Here is a 20,050-nt window from a genome sequence, read left to right on the forward strand (position 1 = left end):
TCAAGACTCCCGTGCTTGCATCAGGGCGCCGAACAGGCTGCTCGCCCCGAGCCGGAATGTTTTCGCGCTCACCCAGTCGGCCCCCATGATCCGGTCGGCCAGCGCGAGATAGGCGCCGGCATCGGCGACGCTGCGCAGGCCGCCCGACACCTTGAGCCCGGCGGGGCGGCCGCTCGCCCGGATCTCGGCCAGCATCACCGCGGCGGCCTCCGGGGTCGCCGAGACCGGGCTCTTGCCCGTGGAGGTCTTCAGGAAGTCGGCCCCCGCCGCCAGCGCCAGGCGGCTCGCACGCCGGATCGCGTCGGGATCGGCGATCTCGCCGGTCTCCAAGATGACCTTGAGGGACGCGGCTCCGCAGGTGTCGCGCACCGCCTCGATCATGTCGCGGGCGGTGTCCGCATCGCCGCGCAGGAAGGCGCGATAGGGCAGGACGAGGTCGATCTCGTCGGCGCCGTCGCGCAGGGCCTCGGCGGTGTCGTCGGTCGCCCGGGCGCAATCCTCGCCTCCGGCGGGAAAGTTGATCACCGTGGCGACCCGGATGCCGCTGCCCTTGAGCGCCCGGGCGCCCTGCGCCACGAAATGCGGCCAGACGCAGATCGCCGCGACGCCGCCGCTGCGCGCATCCCGGCACAGGGCCTCGATCTTCGGCTCGGTGCAGGTCTCGGTCAGGTCGGTGAGATCGAGGAGCGGCAGCGCCCGGCGGGCGACCGCACCGGCATCGGGTTCATCCATGTTCGGTCTCCTCGGCGGGCAGGCCGGCCACGAAGGCCCGGAGCAGGCGGCCGAGATCCGCCGCGGCGCGGGCCGCCACTGCCTTGGTCTCGGCGTGATGGGGGGCGCCCCCGGCGATCCCGGCGGCGAGGTTGGTCACCACCGACACGGCCGAAACCGGCAGGCCGAGGAAGCGGGCCAGGATCACCTCGGGCACCGTCGACATGCCGACCAGATCGGCCCCGAGGATGCCGGCCATCCGGACCTCGGCCGGGGTCTCGAAGCTCGGGCCGGAGAACCAGGCGTAGACGCCCTCCGTGAGCGGAAGCCCGCAGGCCCCCGCCGCCGCCCGGAGCTGGGCGCGCAGCGCCGGATCGTAGGCCTCGGTCATCGGCACGAAGCGGGCGTCGCTCGCCTCGCCGATCAGCGGGTTCATCCCCGACAGGTTGATGTGGTCCGCGAGCAGGATCAGGCTGCCGGGGCCGAGCTCCGGCCGCAACGACCCGGAGGCGTTGGTCAGGAGCAGGCGCTTTGCGCCGAGGCCGGCCGCGCAGGCGAGCGGCACCCGCATCGCCGCCGCGTCGCCCCGCTCGTAGGCGTGCGCCCGGCCCTCGAACACCAGCACCGGCCGCCCATCGAGGCGTCCGCGATGCAGCCGGCCGCCATGGCCGCTGACGCCGGCGCCGGGGAAACCGGGGATCCGGCCGTAATCCAGGGCGGTTGAATCCTCGAGTGCGGCCGCGATGCCGCCGAGCCCGGTGCCGGTGACGAGGGCGCAGGCGTAGCCGCCGCCGAAACCGGCGGCTCGCAGCGCGTCGAGGGCGGCGGCCTCAGTCACCCAGCGTCTCCGGCCCGAACGATTCGGGCAGCAACGCCGCCAGCGTGAAGGTCTTGGCGACGCGGTCCGGCCCGGCGGCGTGGATCGGCGTGTCCGGCCCGGCGAATTCACGGATGCGCTGGCGGCAGGCGCCGCAGGGCGTCACCAGGCCCGCGCCGTCGCCGCAGACCAGGATCTCGGCGATGCGCCGGCCGCCGCCCGCGATCATCGCGGCGATCGCCCCGGCCTCGGCACAGGTGCCGACCGGGTAGGCCGCGTTCTCGACATTGCATCCGGCATGGATCGCGCCGTGCTCGTCGCGCAAAGCCGCCCCCACCCGGAACCGGGAATAGGGCGCATGGGCCCGTTCGCGCACCGCCCGCGCGGCCTCGAACAGGGCCGTCAGCCCGTCATTCCGTTGTGCTGAATCGGCCGCCTGCATGGCCGATCTTTGGCACCCGGCGGGGCGCCCTGTCGAGTGGCGGGTGCGCGGGCAGATCTTCCGGTAGGACGCGCCGGCTCACAGGCGTCGATACCCCAGTCCCGTCATCCCGGGCTCGCCTACGGCGCCCCGGAATGACACGGCCGATGCTCAAGCGTCCCCGCGCGAATCGCTCAGCGCGCCGCCGCGTCAGCCCCGAGCAGGCCGGCGGCCTGACGCAGCACGGCATCGTCCTGCGGGCCGCTCAGCGCGTAGGCGGTGTCGCCGGCGTTCCAGGATAGGAGGGCGCCGTCATCCGAGCCCGTGAGGGCGGCCGGACCGCCGCGCAGGCCCCGGGTCGCGAATAGCGAGGCCTCACCGAAGGTGCCGGCCTCGAAGGCGATCTCGATGCCGGTGCCGTGGCGGCCGGGGAAGATCTGGATGTCGCGCACCTGCCAGCCGGCCGGGAGCGGCGGCAGGTCGATGCCGGTGACCGATTGGAGGCGGGCCCGGTCGTAGGCCGGGTGGTCGCCCTGGTTGGCGATGCTCTTGCGCAGCTGCGCCACGGCGCGGGCCTGGCGGGCATCGGCGATCAGCGCCGGATCAGGGGTCGCCGCGAGGGTGTCGGGCACGCCGAAGCGACCGATCTCGTCATGGGCGAGCCAGCCCGCGCCGACCAGCACCGCGATGGCGGCGGCACGCTTGAGCCGCGAGGCGACCCGGTGCCAGCGCAGGTTGCGGTCGAAGCGGCGCGCCAGGACGACGTTGCGGTCGGGTCCCGGCCCGGGCAGGCGCCCGAAGGCGGCCCGGAGCGCGTCGCGATCGTGCAGGTCGGCCATCACCTGGGCGGCGGCCCCGGGATGGGCGGCCAGATGCGCCTCGACATCGAGACGGCGCATCGGGTCGATCTGCCCGTCGACGAAAGCGATGAGATCGTCGTCTGTGATCGGATCCATCATCGGTGAAGTCCTCGGTTCCAGCGTGCCGCCGGGGCGGATCCGCCGGTCGTCATCATCATAGGTGCCGGCTCTGCGATGCCGGCCTCGTGCGGGCCCGATGCCTCAGGCATCACCCGCGGCGCGTTTCAGGGGCGGCCGGTCCCGCGACTCGTCGGAGGTGACGAGGCGCAGGCCGGTGAAGGTGCCGCGCCGCGCATCGGGCCGGCTCGCCTCGGTCTCGGCCTCGGCCTTGGCCCGGCTGCCCTCCTCGAAGGCCCGGAGCGCCGCCCGGCCGCGGCCGAGGCGGGACATCAGCGTGCCGATCGGGATGCCGAGCACCGCGGCGGCGTCGGCATAGGCCATGCCTTCGAGCGTCACGAGGTGGAGCGCGGCGCGCTGCTCCTCCGGCAGGGTCAGGAAGGCCTGCCGGATCTGGGCGAGGCGCACCCGGCCCTCCTGGGCGGGGGGCGCCATGTCTTCGCTCATCCGCACCAGCGCGTCGGCGTGCCGCGCCTCGACCTGGCGGCGGCGCTGCTCGTCGATGAAGGCGTTGTGCAGCACCGTCATCATCCAGGTGCGCAGGTTGGTGTTCGGGCGCAGGGATCCCTGCATCTCCAGGGCGCGCACCAGGGTATCGTGCACCAGGTCGTCCGCCCGCAGCGCGTCGCGGGTGAGCGAGCGGGCATAGCGCCTCAGGGGCACCAGCAGATCGACGATGTCCGGATGCTTGTGCTTGTCTGATGCCATAGGGTGTGAACGCGGCAGGCCGGGCGTTTAATCCCGGGCCTCCGCTTTGCGGCCGCGGGACCCGGTCAGGCCTGATCGAGGGTGGCGGCGATGCCCGAGACCATCCGGGGATCGGTGGGCTCGACCTGCGTGGCGAAGGCGGCGGCCAGCGAGCCGTCCCGGGCGATCAAGTACTTGTGGAAGTTCCAGCGCGGCGTCTCGCCCGGCCGCTCCGACGCCGCCCATTGGTAGAACGGATGGGCGCCCGGCATCTTCACCCGGGTCTTGGCGGTCAGCGGGAAGGTCACGCCGTGGTTCTTCCGCGCGGCCTCCGCGATGGCCGGCCCGTCGAGCGGTTCCTGGTTGCCGAAATCCGGCGACGGCACGCCGATCACCGTGAGGCCCCGGTCGCCGAAGCGGGTCCACAGGGTCTGCAGCCCGGCGAGCTGCCCGGCATAGCCGCAGGCGGTGGCGGTGTTGACCACGAGGATCGGCCGGCCGGCATAGGCCGAGAGCGGCATCGCGCCGCCCTCCGGATGCTCGAAGGCGAAGTCGGTCGCCCGCCCGGAGGCGGCCCGGGCCGCGCCGGCAATCCCGGCACCGAGCCCGGCACCGAGCAGGATCAGGGCCTCGCGGCGCAACAACGTCATGGCGGCCTCGCAGGGTCACGGGCGCTGGCACGCCCGAGCAGGATCTAGGGCGCGCCGCGGAAGATCCCAACACCGGGACGCCGAAGCGCCCGCGGCCCTTCGGCGGGGTTCGAAGCCCCGCGCTTCGCCTAGGCGGCCCGCACCGTGTCGAGGAAGCGGTGGACCTCCACGTCAAGCCGCTCGGCCTGGACCGAGAGTTCGGAGGCCGAGCCGAGCACCTGGGTTGCTGCGGCTCCGGCCCCCTCGGCGGCGCTGGCGACCCCGGCGATGTTGGCCGTGACCTCGCTGGCCCCGAACGCCGCCTGCCCGACGTTCCGGACGATCTCCTGGGTGGCCGAGCCCTGCTCCTCGATCGCCGCGGCGATCCCGGTGGACAGCCCGCTCATCTCGGTGATGCGGCCGACGATGACGCCGATCGCCTCCACGGTCTCACCGGTCCAGGACTGGATCTCGCCGATCTGCCGGGCGATCTCGTCGGTGGCCTTGGCGGTCTGTCCGGCCAGTTCCTTGACCTCGGTGGCGACCACCGCGAAGCCGCGACCGGCCTCGCCGGCCCGCGCCGCCTCGATGGTCGCGTTGAGCGCCAGGAGGTTGGTCTGCGAGGCGATGCCGCTGATCAGGTCGACCACGGCGCCGATCTTGGCGGCGCGGTCGCGCAGGCTGCGCACCAGCTCCGCGGATTTCCCGGCCTCGGTCACGGCGGCGTCGGCGAGGTCGGCCGAGGCCTGGACCTGGCGGCCGATCTCGTTGACCGAGACGCCGAGTTCCTCGGCCGCCGCCGCCACGGTGTTGACGTTCGAGGCCGCCTCCTCGGCCGCCGACGCGACCGTGGTCGACTGGGCGGCGGTCTCCGTGGCCGCGGCGCTCATGGTCTCGGCGGTGGATTTCAGATTCGTCGCGGCCGTGGTGACGGCGCGGACGATGCCGCCGACCGCGCTCTCGAAGGAGGCGGCCATGTCGCGCATCGCGGCCTTGCGCTGCGCCTCGACCCTGGCCTGGGTCTGGGCGGCCTCCTCCTCCAGGGCCTTGGCGCGGGCGAGCCCGTCCCGGAAGACCTGCACGGCCCTCGCCATGGCGCCGATCTCGTCGCGGCGCCCGACCGCCGGGATCTCGGTGGAGAGGTCGTTGGCGGCGAGCCGGGTCATGGCCTGGGTCATCTGGTGGATCGGCTTGCCGATGCCCTTATGCAGGGCCAGCGACCCGACCAGGGCGGTGAGGACGATCAGGCCGAGGCCGATCAGGTTGGCCGCCCGCGACGACGCGATGGCGGTCGCCGAGGCGGCGCTGCGCACCTTCAGCAGGTCCTGCTCGACCTGCGCGATCTCGGCCGCCTTCGCGCGCACGGCGTCCATCACCGCCTTGCCGACCCCCGAGCCTTCGAGGCGCCGCGCTTCCTCCCGGGTCGCCGGATCCTTCATCAGGGCAAGCTCGCGGTCCGCCACCTCGGCGCTCCAGCGCTCGACCAGCGCCTTCAGCTCCATGAGGCGCGCGGGCTGGGTGGGGTTGTTGGCCGTGAGCTTGCGCGCCGCCTCCCAGGACGCCGCGAAAGCTTTCCGCCCGGCCTCCTCGGGCTCGAGGAAGCGCGGATCGGCGGAGATCAGGTAGCCGCGCAGGGCGGTCTCCCGGTCGATCATCGCCACGACCGTCCGCTCGACCTCCGCCAGCACCTCGTGGGTATGGACGGTCCAGGCCTCGGCGTCCTCGATCAACCCGATGTTGCGCAACGAGATCGCCGAGACGCCGGCCGTGATCGCCAGCATCAGGGCCATGATCAGCGCGATCTTCACGCCGGTCTTGAGGTCGATCAGACGAAATCCCACGGCCCGTCCTCCCAGGAGCAAGAATCACCGCGCCCTGTCGGTCTTCGGTGAAGGGACCGAGCTAGCGCAGCTCCATGAAAGATATCTTACGACTGGGATTTTCTGCTTTATGGTCGCACATCAGACGGGCAATTAAGCGCCATATGACGCAAATATACAGCACTTATTGAACACCGGCCCTCAAATCTACCGCACAGACACCTGACAAAAATCGATCCAAGCGTCGGAGATACGGATCTTTACTGATACGCATCCCGCAGATTGAGTGTACAGGCCTGGCCGATCGTCCCGTAGGTCTCGGCGAGCCAGGCCTGCGCGGCCGCGCGGCCCTTGTCCCGCAGGCGCTTGAACACGGTCCAGCGCGCGTCGAGCTTGGAGGCGGCGTTGTAATCCTCCAGCGCGTCGGTCCCGTCGATGCGGTGCACCAGGACCCGGCGGTAGCCCCCCTGACCGAGGGTGCCGTCCTCGATCAGGCCGTCGATGAAGTCGATCGCCCGCAATTCCCGCATCAGGTTGGCGTTGAAGGTGATCTCGTTGAGCCGGTCTCGGATCTCGCTCTCCGTGCGCGGGGTCTCGCGCCGCTCGACCGGGTTGATCTGGACCAGCACGATGTCGCGGGTCTGGGCGGCCCGGTGCAGCGGGTAGAGCGGCGGGTTGCCGAGATAGCCGCCGTCCCAATAGGGCACCCCGTCGATTTCCACGGCCTGGAACACCGTCGGCAGGCAGGCCGAGGCCATCAGGTGATCGACGGTCAGGCGCTCGCGCTCGAACACCGCGAGCTTGCCGGTCCAGACATTGGTCGCCGAGACGAACAGGCCCGCGGTCTCGGCCTCGCGCAGGCGCTCGAAATCGATCTGCTCGGCCAGCGCCTTGCGCAGCGGGTTGATGTTGAGCGGGTTCGACACGTAGGGGCTCGGCGAGAGCATCTTGGCCCAGAATTCGGCCACCGGGTTGCCCTTCCACAGGTTGAACAACCCGCTGACGAAGTTGCGCTGCGTCGGCCCGAGATCGCCGTCGAGGCTGACCTCGCGCCAGAACCGCTCCAGCCCCTCCCGAGCGCCGTCCGGCCCGCCCTTCAGCCAGCCGTCGACCATCACGACGCCGTTCATCGCTCCGGCGCTTGCCCCGGTCACCGCCTCGAAGGCCAGGCGCCCGTCCTCGATCAGCGCGTCGAGCACGCCCCAGGTGAAGGCCCCGTGCGCGCCGCCGCCCTGCAGGGCCAAAGCCACCGGCTTCTCGGCCCGGGGGCCGGCGAGGAGCTGGTGGGCCGGCTGCACCGCCAAGGGCTCGATCCCGTCCGAGACCGGAATTTCGGGGACGGCGGTCGCCGGGTTGTGCGGCTCACCGCCGTGGGGGTGCTCGCTCATGTCGGCCTCCAGGAACAGGATCCCGTAAATGGGATGCTGCACTGCAACATCAACCGCGCCGGGGCCGTCCGCCGGTCCGAGAGCCGGCCGGACCGCGCGATTCGGCAACAGGGCGGACGAAAACCGATGTCGCGCCCTCGGCAAACTCGACATCCGCGGCCAGATACGACATGACAGCCGCGATGCTGTCATGCGTGGCGTCGGCTTGACGCTGCGCGGCGTCGTCCGCAGCTAAGTGCGGTCGGCCCGCAGCCCCGAAGCTCCGGCGAGGCGCGCGCCGCGAAACGCCCGGCCGGCCTCGAAAGGCTCCGGCGCTTCCGCAAAGCGCGCCCGCGAAGGTCCACGATGGAAGTCATGGAAGCCATCCGCTCCGAGAATCCCGCCCCCGAGTCCCTGCTGGCCAGCGGTGGTCCGGAGATCGCCGGCCCCGCGCCACGCCACCGCACCGTGGGCGTCACGGTCGGCGAGGGCGAAGGCGCGGTCACGGTCGGCGGCGGCGCCCCGATCGTCGTGCAGTCGATGACCAACACCGACACCGCCGACATCGACGCGACAGTGGCGCAGGTCGCCCAGCTCGCCCGGGTCGGCTCGGAGCTGGTCCGCATCACGGTCGACCGGGACGAGGCCGCCGCCGCGGTGCCGAAGATTCGCGAGCGCCTCGACCGGATCGGCGTGCACGTGCCGCTGGTCGGCGACTTCCACTATATCGGCCACAAGCTGCTCGCCGACCATCCGGCCTGCGCCGAGGCCCTGGCGAAGTACCGGATCAATCCCGGCAATGTCGGGTTCAAGGAGAAGAAGGACACCCAGTTCTCCTCGATCATCGAGCAGGCGATCAAGTACGGCAAGACCGTGCGGATCGGCGCCAACTGGGGCTCGCTCGACGGCGAGCTGCTCACCCACCTGATGGACGAGAACGCCAAGCTGCCGCGGCCGATCGATGCCCGCGCGGTGATGCGCGAGGCGATGGTGCGCTCGGCGATCGGCTCGGCCGACCGGGCGGTGGCGCTGGGCCTGCCGCAGAACAAGATCATCCTGTCGGCCAAGGTCTCGGCGGTGCAGGACCTGATCGCGGTCTACCGCGAGGTCGCCCGCCGCTCGGATTACGCGATCCATCTCGGCCTGACCGAGGCCGGCATGGGCTCGAAGGGCCTGGTGGCCGCCTCGGCAGCGATCGGCGTGCTGCTGCAGGAAGGGATCGGCGACACGATCCGCTACTCGCTGACCCCCGAGCCGGGCGGCGACCGGAGCGTCGAGGTCAAGGCGAGCCAGGAGCTCCTGCAGACCATGGGCTTCCGCACCTTCGTGCCGATGGTCGCGGCCTGCCCCGGTTGCGGGCGCACCACCTCGACCACCTTCCAGGAGCTGGCCCGGGACATCCAGAACTGGATCGTCACCTCCATGCCGGAATGGAAGAAGACCTATCCGGGCGTCGAGGGCCTGAACGTCGCCGTGATGGGCTGCATCGTCAACGGCCCGGGCGAATCGAAGCACGCCGATATCGGCATCTCCCTGCCGGGCACCGGCGAGACCCCGACCGCCCCGGTGTTCATCGACGGCAAGAAGGCCATGACGCTGCGCGGCGCGACGCTCGCCAAGGATTTCGAGAACGTCGTGATCGACTACATCGAGCGCCGATTCGGCCAGCAGGGCGGCGGCACGCGCACCGCGGCCGAGTAGCGCGACGCAGGTCGCGCCGGGCGGCTGGGCGATCACACCAAAGAACGGCAGCGAAATAAATCACCCCGTCATCCCGGGGCGCCGCAGGCGAGCCCGGGATCCAGATCCGCTGACGGCGCAAGACCTTGCTACACCTATGGATCTGGATCCCGGGCTCCGCTTCGCGGCCCCGGGATGACAAGGTGAGCGATTGAAGGGTGGGAGTTTCCTGAGACCAAGAAAGAAGGATACTTCCTTCCGCTTCTGCCGAACGCCCGCTAAATCCGAGATTGCGACTGAGCCGGTCGCCTCCGCGTCCACCCAAACCCCGATCTTCGCGGCGCACCCGGTTCCCGGCCGCCCGAGGCCGTGATAGCAAGGCCGCACGATCCCGTGAGTGGTCGGCCTGGTGGCCGGCCCGCGTGGTTCGGCGGAGTTTTCGCGTCCTCCTGCCCGGCCCCACCAGGCCCCTGAGCCGACCCGCGAAACGCCGGCCACGCCCGAGCCTCCGACATCCCGCATGAGCCAGACCTTCGCACCCGGCGTAGCAGCCCAGCCCGTGCCCGCGGCCTCTGACGCCCCGCCCGATTCCGCCCCGGCGGTCGGCGAGACCGGCGGCACCGGCCCGGCGCAGGGGCCCGCGCCCGGCGGCGCCCTCGACGCCCCCGAGAAGGCCGAGACCCGCCACGGCCATGCCGGCTTCTGGACGCTGCTGGTCGGCTCGGTCGGCGTCGTCTACGGCGATATCGGCACCAGCCCGCTCTACGCCTTCCGCGAGGCGCTGGTCCCCGCCCGCACCGACGGCATCCTGCTGCCCGAGGAGGTGATCGGCACCGTCTCGCTGATCCTCTGGGCGCTGTTCCTGATCGTGACGGTCAAATACGTCCTGATCCTGCTGCGCATGGACAACAACGGCGAGGGCGGCATCCTCTCGCTGATGGCGCTGGCCCGGAAGGCGCTTGGCGGCTCGCGCATCGTGTTCATGCTCGGCCTGCTCGGCGCCTCGCTGTTCTACGGCGACGCGGTGATCACCCCGGCGATCTCGGTGCTCTCGGCCGTGGAGGGGCTGAAGCTCGTCACCCCGGCGCTGGACGATTACGTGCTGCCGATCACGGTGACGATCATCGTCGCCCTGTTCCTGGTGCAGAACCGCGGCACCGCCAAGGTCGCGGCCTTCTTCGGGCCGATGACCATCGTGTGGTTCCTGGCCATGGCGCTCGCGGCCCTGCCGCATATCGGCCTGCACCCGGAGGTGTTCCGCGCCGCCAACCCCTGGTACGCGGTGCATTACCTGCTCGGCCACGGCACCGGGGCGCTGGTGGCCCTGGGCGCGGTGTTCCTGGCAGTGACCGGGGCCGAGGCCCTGTTCGCCGATCTCGGGCATTTCGGCCGCAAGCCGATCCAGGTCGCCTGGGTCTGCCTCGTGTTTCCGGCGCTCGCCCTGAACTATCTCGGCCAGGCCGCCCTGGTGCTGGAGAAACCCGACACCGCCGACCCGTTCTTCCAGCTCGTCCCGGCCTGGGGCCTGCTGCCGATGGTGGTGCTGGCGACTTTGGCCACCGTGGTGGCGAGCCAGGCGGTGATCACCGGCGCCTTCTCCCTGTCCCGGCAGGCGATCCAGCTCGGCCTGCTGCCGCGCCTCGAGATCCGCCACACCTCCGAATCGCATGCCGGGCAGATCTACCTGCCGCAGATCAACGCGCTGCTGATGATCGGCGTCGTCCTGCTGGCGGTGCTGTTCAAGACCTCGTCGTCGCTGGCCTCGGCCTACGGGATCGCGGTGACCGGCACGATGCTGCTCACCGCCTCGATGACCTTCCTGGTGATCTGGCGGATGTGGGGCTGGTCGCCGGTGGCCGCCGCCCTGGTGATGCTGCCCTTCATCGTGGTCGAGTTCCTGTTCCTGCTCTCCAACCTGATCAAGGTGGTCGAGGGCGGCTACGTGCCCCTGATCCTGGCCGGCGGCCTCGTGATCCTGATGTGGACCTGGGTGCGCGGGGTCACGATCCTGTTCAACAAGACCCGCAAGACCGACGTGCCGCTGGTCGAGCTGGTCGGCATGCTGGAGAAGAGCCCGCCCCACCACGTGCGCGGCACCGCGGTGTTCCTGACGAGCGACCCCGAGATCGCCCCGGCCGCGCTCCTGCACAACCTCAAGCACAACAAGGTGCTGCACGAGAAGAACGTGATCCTCACCGTCGAGACGGTGGACACGCCGCGCTCGAACGAGGCCGACAAGGTCCGGATCGAGCCGGTGGGGCCGCATTTCTTCCGGGTGGTGATGAAGTTCGGCTACATGGAGACGCCGAACATCCCCAAGACCCTGGTGCTGCTGCGCCGCCAGGGCTTCAAGTTCGACATCATGGCGACGTCGTTCTTCCTGTCCCGCCGCTCAATCCGCCCGGCGACCCATTCGGGCATGCCGCTCTGGCAGGACCGCATCTTCATCACCCTGGCCAAGAACGCCAACGACGCAACGGACTTCTTCCAGATCCCCACCGGGCGTGTGGTCGAGGTGGGGACGCAGGTGACGGTGTAGCGCCGGCCCTGGTGTAGATCTGCGCGTGCGATTATCTACATCGCTCGTCGAGGGCGAACCGGCATGCCGATCAACGTCAACAATCCCGAAGCCGATGCGCTGACGCGCCAGTTCGCTGCCCTGGCGGGAGTCGGCATCACCGAAGCGATCGTCATCGCCATGCGGGAGGCGATCGCGCGCAGGCACCAGGGGGAGACGCCGCAAGCGACCGCCGCACGGTTGCGCGAGAAGCATGGAATCACCCTCGGCGAGGCCGCCCGGACGCCCCTTCCGCGGGATGTCTACGACGCGATGTGGGAAAGCCGCTGATGTTCGTGGATGCCTCCGCGCTCGTCGCCCTGCTCGCGGATGAGCCGGAAGCCGGCCGGATCTCTGCCGCGCTCGCCTCGGCCAACCGCTGCAGGACCTCGCCCGTCGCGATCCTGGAAACGGTGCTGGCCCTCGCGCGGCCCGACAAGTTCGACATGACGGTCAAAGCCGTCGGGCCGATCGTCCTCGAATTCCTCGAAGCCCGAGGCATCGAAATCTGCGATCTTCCCCCCGCCAACGCGACGACGGCCCTCGCCCTGTCGGCGGCGCATCGATACCGGGCAGGTCGTCACGGTCTCAATCTCGGCGACTGTCTCCACTACGCCGCGGCGCGGTTCTTCAACGTGCCGATCCTCGCCACGGCCGACGAGTTCCGCAGGACGGATCTGGAGACCGTCCCGTAACGCTCCGCCAATGGCGGTGCCGGGTTTCCAAAGGGCTCAGCCCTTTGGCGGGGTTCGGGGGCGGCGCCCCCGAGTGATGGGCAGGACTCTACACCCGCAAAAGCGCACCGACCTTTTGAAACCCTGATCGTCACGGCGGCGCGAACAGGTTCTCCGCCATGAAATCCACGAAGACGCGGATCTTCGGCGCGAGCTGGCGGCTCGACGGCCAGAGGATGCGGAAGGTGCCGCAGCGATGCACCGCACCGTCCAGCACGCTCATCAGCGTCCCGGCCTCGATCTGCGCACGGACCGCGAAATCCGGCAGGCAGGCGATGCCGTGGCTGCGCTCGGCCAGGCAGACCAGCGGCTCGATGGTGTTGGACGTCGCCGCGGTGCGCAGCTCGATCGGATCGCCCGGATCCGGCAGCCAATCCTCCAGCCGGCCCGTGGTCGGGAAGCGATGGCGCAGGCAGCAATGCCCGGCGAGGTCCCCGGGCGATTCCGGGATTCCGTGGGCGGCGAAATAGGCCGGGGCGCCGACCAGCTTGAGTTCATAGCTGCCGAGCACCCGGGTCATCAGCCGGGAATCCCGCGCCTCGCCGGTGCGGATCACCGCGTCGAACCCTTCGTCGATCACGTCGACCAGCCGGTCGGTGAAATCGAGATCGAGCTCGATCTCCGGCCATCCTCCCACCGCGTCCGCATGTGCGCCGCCGCACGCGGCATGTCCCTGGCGCGGGCCTCCGGCGGCGTGCCGCATCCACCTTGCGTTGCACAAGACTCCCGGGGTGGATTAGAATTCTTCCTATTCTGAACCCAGAGGCCCGTTCGTCGGGTTAGCCCGCACAGGCGGATGCGTGGACCGGACGACCGGTCGGCGCCTCTGGCTCGGCTCGGACCCGACTGAACGCCGTCCCGGCGTCGCCAGACAGGATATTTCGATGATCAAACTCACCGTGAACGGGGCTGCGCGCAGCTTCGACGGCGATCCCGACATGCCGCTGCTGTGGTACCTGCGCGACGAGCTGGGCCTCACCGGCACCAAGTTCGGCTGCGGCGTGTCGCTGTGCGGCGCCTGCACGATCCATCTCGGCGGCGCGGCGACCCGGGCCTGCATCACGCCGATCTCGGCGGCCGCGGACCAGGAGGTCGTGACCATCGAGGGCCTGTCGCCGGACGGCAACCACCCCGTGCAGGTGGCCTGGCGCGACCTCAACGTCGCCCAGTGCGGCTACTGCCAGTGCGGCCAGATCATGCAGGCCGCCGCGCTGCTCAAGGACACGCCGAAGCCGTCCGACCAGGACATCGACGACACGATGAGCGGCAACATCTGCCGCTGCGGCACCTATCCGCGGATCCGCGCGGCGATCCATCAGGCCGCCGGCCAGACGGCGCCCGCCGGCAAGGGAGAGCGCCTGTGATTCACGACGCCCAGATGATGGCCGAACTGGCCAACGCCAAGCCGACCGCCAAGCCGGTGCTCGCCAATGTCAGCCGCCGCGGCATCCTCGGCGGCGCCGGTGCCCTGGTGCTCGCCCTGTCCCTGCGCGACGCCCGGGCCGACGAGGGCCAGACCGCCGAGCAGAAGGCCCAGAAGTTCGGCGCCGACGGCATGCCGCATGGCTGGCGCGACGACCCGAAGATCTTCGTGTCGATCGCCCCGGACGGCACCGTCACGGTGACCAACCACCGCTCCGACATGGGCCAGGGCGTGCGCACCTCCGTGGCGCTCACCGTCGCCGACGAGCTGGAGGCCGACTGGCCGAAGGTGAAGGTGGTCCAGGCCTGGGGCGACGAGCAGCGCTTCGGCAACCAGGACACCGACGGCTCGCGCTCGCTGCGCCACTTCTTCCAGCATTTCCGCCATGCCGGCGCCGCCGCGCGGCTGATGCTGATCGAGGCCGCGGCCAAGCAATGGGGCGTGCCGGCCTCCGAGGTGACGGCGGCCAACCACACGCTCACGCATGCCAAGTCCAAGCGCAGCCTCGGCTACGGCGCCGTGGCGCAGGCGGCCTCCGAGCTGCCGGTTCCGACCAACGTCACGCTGAAGAACTCGAAGGATTTCCGGTACATCGGCACCGGCAAGATCGGGCTGATCGACAATCTCGACATCACCACGGGCCGGGCCGTCTACGGGCTCGACACCAAGCTCGACGGGATGCTGTACGCGGTGGTCGCCCGTCCGGCGGTCTATGGCGGCAAGGTCAAGTCCTTCGACGACACCGAGGCCAAGAAGGTCCCGGGCGTCGTCAAGATCTTCAAGATCGATGGCGGCGAGATCCCGAGCGAGTTCATGCCGCTCGGCGGCGTCGCGGTGGTCGCCAAGAACACCTGGGCGGCCCTGAAGGCGCGCGACGCGCTCAAGATCACCTGGGATGACGGCCCGAACGCCGGCTACGACACCGACGTGTTCCGCAAGGAGCTCGAGGCCGCCGCGCGCAAGCCCGGCAAGGTCGTGCGCAACCAGGGCGACGTCGACGGCGCGATGGCCAAGGCCAAGACCAAGGTCGAGGCCGAGTACTTCGTGCCCCACCTCGTCCAGGCCCCGATGGAGCCCCCGGCCGCCGTGGCCCGGGTCAAGGACGGGTTCTGCGAGGCCTGGGCCTGCACGCAGGGTCCGCAGGCGGCCAACGATCGCCTGATGAAGGCGCTCAAGCTGCCCGACGACAAGGTCAAGGTGAACGTCACGCTGCTCGGCGGCGGCTTCGGGCGCAAGTCCAAGCCGGATTACGTGGTCGAGGCCGCCCTGTGCTCGCAGGCGGTGGACGGCGCGCCGGTCAAGCTCGCCTGGACCCGCGAGGACGACATCCACCACGGCTACTACCACACGATCTCGGTGGAGCGCCTGGAGGCCGGCCTCGACGAGAAGGGCATGCCGGTGGCCTGGCTGCACCGCTCGGTGGCGCCGACGATCGGCTCGATCTTCGCGCCCGATCCGAAGCACGAGCTGCCGTTCGAGCTCGGGATGGGTCTGGTGAACACGCCGTTCAACCTGCCCAACGCCCGGATGGAGAACCCGGAGGCCGCCGCCCATGTCCGGATCGGCTGGTTCCGCTCGGTCTCGAACATCCCCCACGCCTTCGCGATCCAGTCCTTCGTGTCGGAGCTGGCGCATGCCGCCGGCCGCGACCCGAAGGAGTACCTGCTGGACCTGATCGGCCCGGCCCGGACAATCGACCCGACCTCCATCGGCGACGTCTGGAACCACGGCGAGGATCCGAAGCTCTACCCGATCGATACCGGCCGCCTGCGCGGCGTGATCGAAGCCGCCGCCAAGGGCGCCGGCTGGGGACGGCAGATGCCGAAGGGCCGCGGCCTCGGCATCGCCGGCCATTACAGCTTCGTCACCTATACGTCGGTGGCGGCTGAGGTGGAGGTCGACGACAAGGGCCAGGTGAAGGTCCACGCCATCGACATCGCGGTCGATTGCGGGCCGCAGGTGAACCCGGAGCGCATCCGCTCGCAGATGGAAGGCGCCGTGGTCATGGGGATGGGGCTCGCCCTCACCTCCGAGATCACGTTCAAGCAGGGCCGGGCCCAGCAGAACAACTTCGACGGCTACGAGATCATCCGGATCGACGCCGCCCCGAAGGTTGTCCGCGTGCACCTGGTGCCGACCGGCTCCTATGACGGCCCGCTCGGCGGCGTCGGCGAACCCGGCGTGCCGCCGGTGGCGCCGGCCATCGCCAACGCGGTCTTCGCCGCCACCGGTCGGCGCGTGCGGCAATTGCCGATCCGCGACCAGCTGAGCGCCTGAACCGCACTCCCTCGCGATGCGTTGGGGGACCGGGGACCTGATCCCCGGCCCCCCGACATGAGAGAGTTCGACACGATGATGCGTCCCGCCGCCTTCACGGTTTCCGTCACGGTGCCCCTGGCCCTGGTCCTGATGGCGGCCCCGGTCCTCGCCTCCCCGTGCTCGGACAAGATCGACGCCCTGTCCAAGCGGGTGACGTCGGAGGCGACCGCCTCGATCTCGGCCTCCACCAGCGGCCAGGGCAACGCCGCCAAGCGCGGCGGCGAGGGCATGACCGGCACCGAGGGCGAGCGCGCCAACGAATCCCCCCAGGCGCCGCCCGAGAAGTCGGCCCAGGCCGGCGAAGGCGCGGATGCCGCACAGCAGGCCAAGGTCGCCCTGGATGAGGCACGGACCGCCGATTCCAAGGGCGACGCGCAGGGCTGCGAGGCCGGCGTGGCCCGCGCCGAGAGCCAGCTGAAGAAGGCGCCCTGAGGCGCTGCCGGTTCGGCGTAGCACCGGTGCGATGATGCCGTGGCTGCCCGGGAGGCGGGCTGGCTGCGGTGCTTGCAGATCTACCTAGGGACGGCGCCATGCCCCCTCTGTCGTGCGGGCTAGCGGATTCACAGAACGCGGTCCGGACGGTTCTAGGCCGCAGGAGATGTCTCTCCGAGGCCGACACGCACCTTCCCTCCCTCCTCTGCGGGGGAGGGAGGCCCCCGAAGGGGGTCGGGAGAGGGGAGCGACGGTGCAGGACAGGGCTATGCCCGTCATGCCGGTCGCGCCCTGTCCTGAACCCGGGTTCCCCTCTCCCGACCCTCGCTCACGCGAGGCCCACCCTCCCCCGCAGAGGGGGGAGGGAGGCGCGCTTGGGGCTAGCCTCGGCCTGTATCCGCCAGCGATGTATGAACATCGCAGCCCATCCGGGAGACGAGACCCGTGCCTCGTTCGGAACCGGGTGGATCCCCGAGGTCCGCGGGGATCGGCGCCGCGTCCCGATCGGTGAAACGCGGTCGGGGATCGCTCCGGCGGCGGCATCGCTCATCTCGGAGGTCACGATCCCCGGCCCCGGCGGCTAGGCGGCCGGGACGATCCGGGGCGGCGCGAAGCCCGCCCCGCGCGGCGACCTCAGGCGGCCGCGGCGGCGAGCGCGTGGGGGTTGCCGTTCAGGCCGGCGCAGAGGTCGTCGATCTCGGCGAGATCCAGGGCGTCCCCGGCCCGGGACGCGATGGTGTCGATCAGGTGGTCCTGGCGGGGGTCGAACGGATGACCCTGCATCCGGTAGAACTGATAATAGCGCAGGGCCGCCAGGACGGTGTCGCGCTCGCGGTCGGTTACGGTGAAGTGCTGCATGGGTCTTTGTCTTCCCCTTGTGGCTTCAACGAACGCCTGGGCGGGCCGCGACGCCGAACCCAAGCTTGACCGTTGTAACCGGTGGGCAACTGTCCGACCAGTTCTTGACAGCTCGCGCGGATGTGATTCGCATCATTTAAGACTCTGGTCCTGTCGCGAGGGACGGGCTCCCGAATCGAAATCGTTTACCCTCTCAACGGTTTGCAGCGATCCGGCGGGTCACAGCCCGAGATCGGCGAGAAAGCGCGGCAGCGCCGTGCTGGCCGGCCCGTAGCGGGCATCGTCGAACGCGTCGGCGTTGTCCGAGGGCTCCAGGTTGATTTCGCAGGTGGGAATGTTGCGGGCCCGAGCCTCCCGCACGTAGCCCGCCGCCGGGTAGACCGCGCCCGAGGTCCCCACGGCCACGAACAGGTCGGCGGCGGCAAGCGCATCCTCGATCGCGTCGAGATGCATCGGCATCTCCCCGAACCAGACCACGTCCGGCCGCATCCGGCCGACGCCCCCGCAGGCCGGGCAAATCGAGGCCCGGTCGAGGTCGTCGCGCCAGGGCGTGACCGTCCCGCAGGCGGTGCAGCGGGCTTTGAGCAGCTCGCCATGCATGTGGACGACCGCGCGCGATCCCGCCCGCTCGTGCAGGTCGTCGACGTTCTGCGTGCACAGGAACAGCCGCCCGCCCCGCGCGGCCAGCCGCGCCTCGGCCTGGGCCAGGGCGACATGCGCCGCGTTGGGCTCGGCCGCGATCACGCCGCGGCGGCGATGGTCGTAGAAGTCGAGCACCGTGTCGGGATCGGCGGCATAGGCCTCCGGGGTGGCGAGCTTCATCGGGTCGAACCGCGCCCAGATGCCGCCGCGGTCGCGGAAGGTACCGAGCCCGCTCTCGGCCGACACGCCCGCCCCGGTCAGCACGAAGATGTTGTTCGGATCGCCCATGCTGTATCCTCCGTGTATGGCCGGATATGTCCGCTGGTTGGCTGTACGGTTTCTTTCGCGCGTTTCGTCAGAGCGCGATCCTGCCGCTCGCTTCACCAAGCGGGAGACACGAAATGTCCGATGTTGCGTTGCTGGTCATCGATGTCCAGGAGTCCTTCCGTCACCGGCCGTTCTGGAGCGAGGCGGATGTGCCGCGCTTCACCGAACGCTTGCAGGCGCTCATCGACGGCGCGGTCGCGCGCAAGATTCCGGTGCTGCAGGTGTTCCACGTCGCGGAGACGGGTCCGTTCTCGGTGGAGTCCGGCCACGTCCGCACCCTGGAGCCCATCGTGATCGCGCCGGACGCCATCTTCCACAAGCGCCGGCACAGCGCGCTGGTCGATACCGGGCTGGCGGGCTGGCTGACAGAGCACGGGATCCGCCGGCTGATCGTGTCGGGGATCCGCACCGAGCAATGCTGCGAGACCACCACCCGCCACGCCTCCGACAGCGGCTGGCAGGTGGATTACGTCACCGAGGCGACGCTGACCTTCGCGATGATCCACCCGGACGGCCGTCGGTTCGCGGCAGACGACATCAAGGCCCGCACCGAGCTGGTGCTGGTGGACCGCTTCGCCCGCATCGCCACGGTGGAACAGGCGCTCGCCGGCCGGGACCTGCCGGTCGCCGCATGAGCGCGGCGGCGCGGCGTATCCCGGTCCTGGTGGTCCTGCCGCCGCGCACCCTGCTGCTCGACCTCGCGGGGCCTATGGAGGTCCTGCGCATCGCCGGGGCGGCCCAGGAGCGGGTCGCGTTCTCGGTGCGCTACGTGGCGCCGGCCCCGCGCACCCGCTGCTCAATCGGGCTGGATCTCAGCGGGACCGAGCCGCTGCCGGATTCGATCCCGCCGGGCACCGTGGTGCTCGTGCCGGGCGCGGCGTCCCGGGTGCTCGGCGGCGCGGCCGATCCGGACGATGAGGCCGCCCAAGCGCTGATCGTCGACTGGCTGCGCGGCGCGGTCCGGCCGGGCCACACCCTGGTCACGGTCTGCGAGGGCACCCTGCTGGCAGCCCGGGCCGGGCTGTTCGACGGCTATGCCTGCACCACCCACCACGCCAGCTGCGCCCGGCTCGCTGCCCTGGCGCCCCGGGCCCGGGTGCTGGAGAACCGGCTGTTCGTGCAGGACCGGGACCGGTTCAGCAGCGCCGGCGTGACCGCGGGCGTCGACCTGATGCTCCACCTCGTCGCCGAATGGGCCGGCCCGGCCGCGGCTTTGGCGGCGGCCCGGACCCTGGTGGTCTATATGCGCCGCGGCGCCGACGACCCGCAGCTCTCGCCCTGGCTGGAGGGCCGCAGCCACCTGCATCCGGTGGTGCACCGCGCCCAGGACGCGATCGCGGCCGAACCCGCCCGCGCCTGGTCCCCCGAGATCCTCGGCCGCCTCGCCGGAGCGAGCCCGCGCAACCTCGCCCGGCTGTTCCGGGTCCATGCCGGGATGACGGTGACCGATGCAGTCAACCGCGCCCGGATCGCGCTGGCCCGGGACCTGATCGCCCAGACCGACCTCGCCCTCGAGCAGGTCGCCGACCGCGCGGGCTTCGGCTCCGCCCGTCACATGCGGCGGGTGTGGCGTGAGTTCCACGAAGCCGCCCCCTCGACTCTCCGAACCCGAGTCTCGGTTTCGAAAGGTCCGTGACCTTTCGCGGGTC

The 20,050-nt window shown here is 70.6% G+C and carries 20 protein-coding genes; 9 read left to right on the forward strand and 11 right to left on the reverse strand.

Features of this window, described 5'->3' with window-relative positions; all coding sequences use genetic code 11:
• From deoC to BMZ47_RS20655, 8 genes are all read right to left on the reverse strand, one after another.
• Positions 1-732 (reverse strand): deoxyribose-phosphate aldolase, encoded by a 732-nt coding sequence (gene deoC, locus BMZ47_RS20620; protein ID WP_091864015.1) that lies wholly within the window; start codon positions 730-732, stop codon positions 1-3.
• Positions 725-1,549 carry a purine-nucleoside phosphorylase gene (locus BMZ47_RS20625; RefSeq protein WP_091864016.1) on the reverse strand — a complete coding sequence of 275 codons (825 nt, stop codon included), beginning with the start codon at positions 1,547-1,549 and terminating at the stop codon, positions 725-727. Before BMZ47_RS20625 ends, deoC begins: the two co-directional genes overlap by 8 nt.
• Positions 1,542-1,970 (reverse strand): cytidine deaminase, encoded by a 429-nt coding sequence (locus BMZ47_RS20630; protein WP_091864017.1) that lies wholly within the window; start codon positions 1,968-1,970, stop codon positions 1,542-1,544. Before BMZ47_RS20630 ends, BMZ47_RS20625 begins: the two co-directional genes overlap by 8 nt.
• Positions 1,971-2,143: 173 nt before the next feature.
• Positions 2,144-2,908 (reverse strand): anti-sigma factor family protein, encoded by a 765-nt coding sequence (locus BMZ47_RS20635; protein ID WP_007560359.1) that lies wholly within the window; start codon positions 2,906-2,908, stop codon positions 2,144-2,146.
• Between the two features lie 102 nt (positions 2,909-3,010).
• Positions 3,011-3,634 (reverse strand): sigma-70 family RNA polymerase sigma factor, encoded by a 624-nt coding sequence (locus BMZ47_RS20640; RefSeq protein WP_091864018.1) that lies wholly within the window; start codon positions 3,632-3,634, stop codon positions 3,011-3,013.
• A 65-nt stretch (positions 3,635-3,699) separates the two neighbouring features.
• Positions 3,700-4,263 carry a glutathione peroxidase gene (locus BMZ47_RS20645; protein WP_091864019.1) on the reverse strand — a complete coding sequence of 188 codons (564 nt, stop codon included), beginning with the start codon at positions 4,261-4,263 and terminating at the stop codon, positions 3,700-3,702.
• Positions 4,264-4,391: 128 nt separating this feature from the next.
• Positions 4,392-6,032: a methyl-accepting chemotaxis protein gene (locus tag BMZ47_RS20650; RefSeq protein ID WP_091864063.1), complete on the reverse strand. Its 1,641-nt coding sequence runs from the start codon at positions 6,030-6,032 to the stop codon at positions 4,392-4,394.
• Positions 6,033-6,322: 290 nt separating this feature from the next.
• Entirely contained in the window at positions 6,323-7,450 is a 1,128-nt protein-coding gene (locus BMZ47_RS20655) for a patatin-like phospholipase family protein (RefSeq protein WP_091864064.1), read from the reverse strand.
• Between the two features lie 345 nt (positions 7,451-7,795).
• On the opposite strand from BMZ47_RS20655, the gene ispG reads away from it, so the two are divergent.
• The 4 genes from ispG (at position 7,796) to BMZ47_RS20675 (ending at position 12,361) form a co-directional block, all read left to right on the forward strand.
• On the forward strand, positions 7,796-9,130 hold the full coding sequence (gene ispG, locus BMZ47_RS20660; protein ID WP_091864020.1) for a flavodoxin-dependent (E)-4-hydroxy-3-methylbut-2-enyl-diphosphate synthase: 1,335 nt from the start codon (positions 7,796-7,798) through the stop codon (positions 9,128-9,130).
• Between the two features lie 499 nt (positions 9,131-9,629).
• Positions 9,630-11,648, forward strand: coding sequence for a potassium transporter Kup (locus BMZ47_RS20665; protein ID WP_091864021.1), 2,019 nt, complete (start codon positions 9,630-9,632; stop codon positions 11,646-11,648).
• Between the two features lie 63 nt (positions 11,649-11,711).
• Positions 11,712-11,957: a type II toxin-antitoxin system VapB family antitoxin gene (locus tag BMZ47_RS20670; RefSeq protein ID WP_091864022.1), complete on the forward strand. Its 246-nt coding sequence runs from the start codon at positions 11,712-11,714 to the stop codon at positions 11,955-11,957.
• Positions 11,957-12,361: a type II toxin-antitoxin system VapC family toxin gene (locus BMZ47_RS20675; protein ID WP_091864023.1), complete on the forward strand. Its 405-nt coding sequence runs from the start codon at positions 11,957-11,959 to the stop codon at positions 12,359-12,361. Before BMZ47_RS20670 ends, BMZ47_RS20675 begins: the two co-directional genes overlap by 1 nt.
• 130 nt (positions 12,362-12,491) lie before the next feature.
• Here the strand turns inward: BMZ47_RS20675 and BMZ47_RS20680 are convergent, their stop codons facing one another.
• Positions 12,492-13,037, reverse strand: coding sequence for a LysR substrate-binding domain-containing protein (locus tag BMZ47_RS20680; RefSeq protein WP_091864024.1), 546 nt, complete (start codon positions 13,035-13,037; stop codon positions 12,492-12,494).
• Positions 13,038-13,284: 247 nt separating this feature from the next.
• On the opposite strand from BMZ47_RS20680, the gene BMZ47_RS20685 reads away from it, so the two are divergent.
• The 3 genes from BMZ47_RS20685 (at position 13,285) to BMZ47_RS20695 (ending at position 16,574) form a co-directional block, all read left to right on the forward strand.
• Positions 13,285-13,764 (forward strand): (2Fe-2S)-binding protein, encoded by a 480-nt coding sequence (locus tag BMZ47_RS20685; protein WP_007560376.1) that lies wholly within the window; start codon positions 13,285-13,287, stop codon positions 13,762-13,764.
• Complete coding sequence (locus tag BMZ47_RS20690) at positions 13,761-16,100, forward strand: xanthine dehydrogenase family protein molybdopterin-binding subunit (protein WP_091864025.1); 2,340 nt, start codon at positions 13,761-13,763, stop codon at positions 16,098-16,100. Before BMZ47_RS20685 ends, BMZ47_RS20690 begins: the two co-directional genes overlap by 4 nt.
• Before the next feature lie 75 nt (positions 16,101-16,175).
• A complete protein-coding gene (locus tag BMZ47_RS20695; RefSeq protein ID WP_091864065.1) occupies positions 16,176-16,574 on the forward strand; it encodes a hypothetical protein in 399 nt (132 codons plus the stop codon).
• A gap of 633 nt (positions 16,575-17,207) precedes the next feature.
• On the opposite strand, the gene BMZ47_RS20700 is transcribed toward BMZ47_RS20695, so the two are convergent.
• Together BMZ47_RS20700 and BMZ47_RS20705 are read right to left on the reverse strand one after the other, a co-directional pair.
• Positions 17,208-17,432 carry a hypothetical protein gene (locus BMZ47_RS20700; RefSeq protein WP_007560382.1) on the reverse strand — a complete coding sequence of 75 codons (225 nt, stop codon included), beginning with the start codon at positions 17,430-17,432 and terminating at the stop codon, positions 17,208-17,210.
• Positions 17,433-17,651: 219 nt separating this feature from the next.
• A complete protein-coding gene (locus BMZ47_RS20705; protein WP_091864026.1) occupies positions 17,652-18,362 on the reverse strand; it encodes an SIR2 family NAD-dependent protein deacylase in 711 nt (236 codons plus the stop codon).
• A gap of 113 nt (positions 18,363-18,475) precedes the next feature.
• Here BMZ47_RS20705 and BMZ47_RS20710 point away from each other — a divergent pair, with 113 nt between their 5' ends.
• Positions 18,476-19,036: an isochorismatase family protein gene (locus BMZ47_RS20710; RefSeq protein ID WP_091864027.1), complete on the forward strand. Its 561-nt coding sequence runs from the start codon at positions 18,476-18,478 to the stop codon at positions 19,034-19,036.
• A complete protein-coding gene (locus BMZ47_RS20715; protein WP_091864028.1) occupies positions 19,033-20,037 on the forward strand; it encodes a GlxA family transcriptional regulator in 1,005 nt (334 codons plus the stop codon). The genes BMZ47_RS20710 and BMZ47_RS20715 overlap by 4 nt, the downstream gene beginning before the upstream one ends.
• Positions 20,038-20,050: the final 13 nt, after the last annotated feature.

Origin of the sequence: Methylobacterium brachiatum (assembly GCF_900113845.1) — a bacterium.
GTDB classification, from domain to species: Bacteria; Pseudomonadota; Alphaproteobacteria; order Rhizobiales; family Beijerinckiaceae; genus Methylobacterium; species Methylobacterium brachiatum.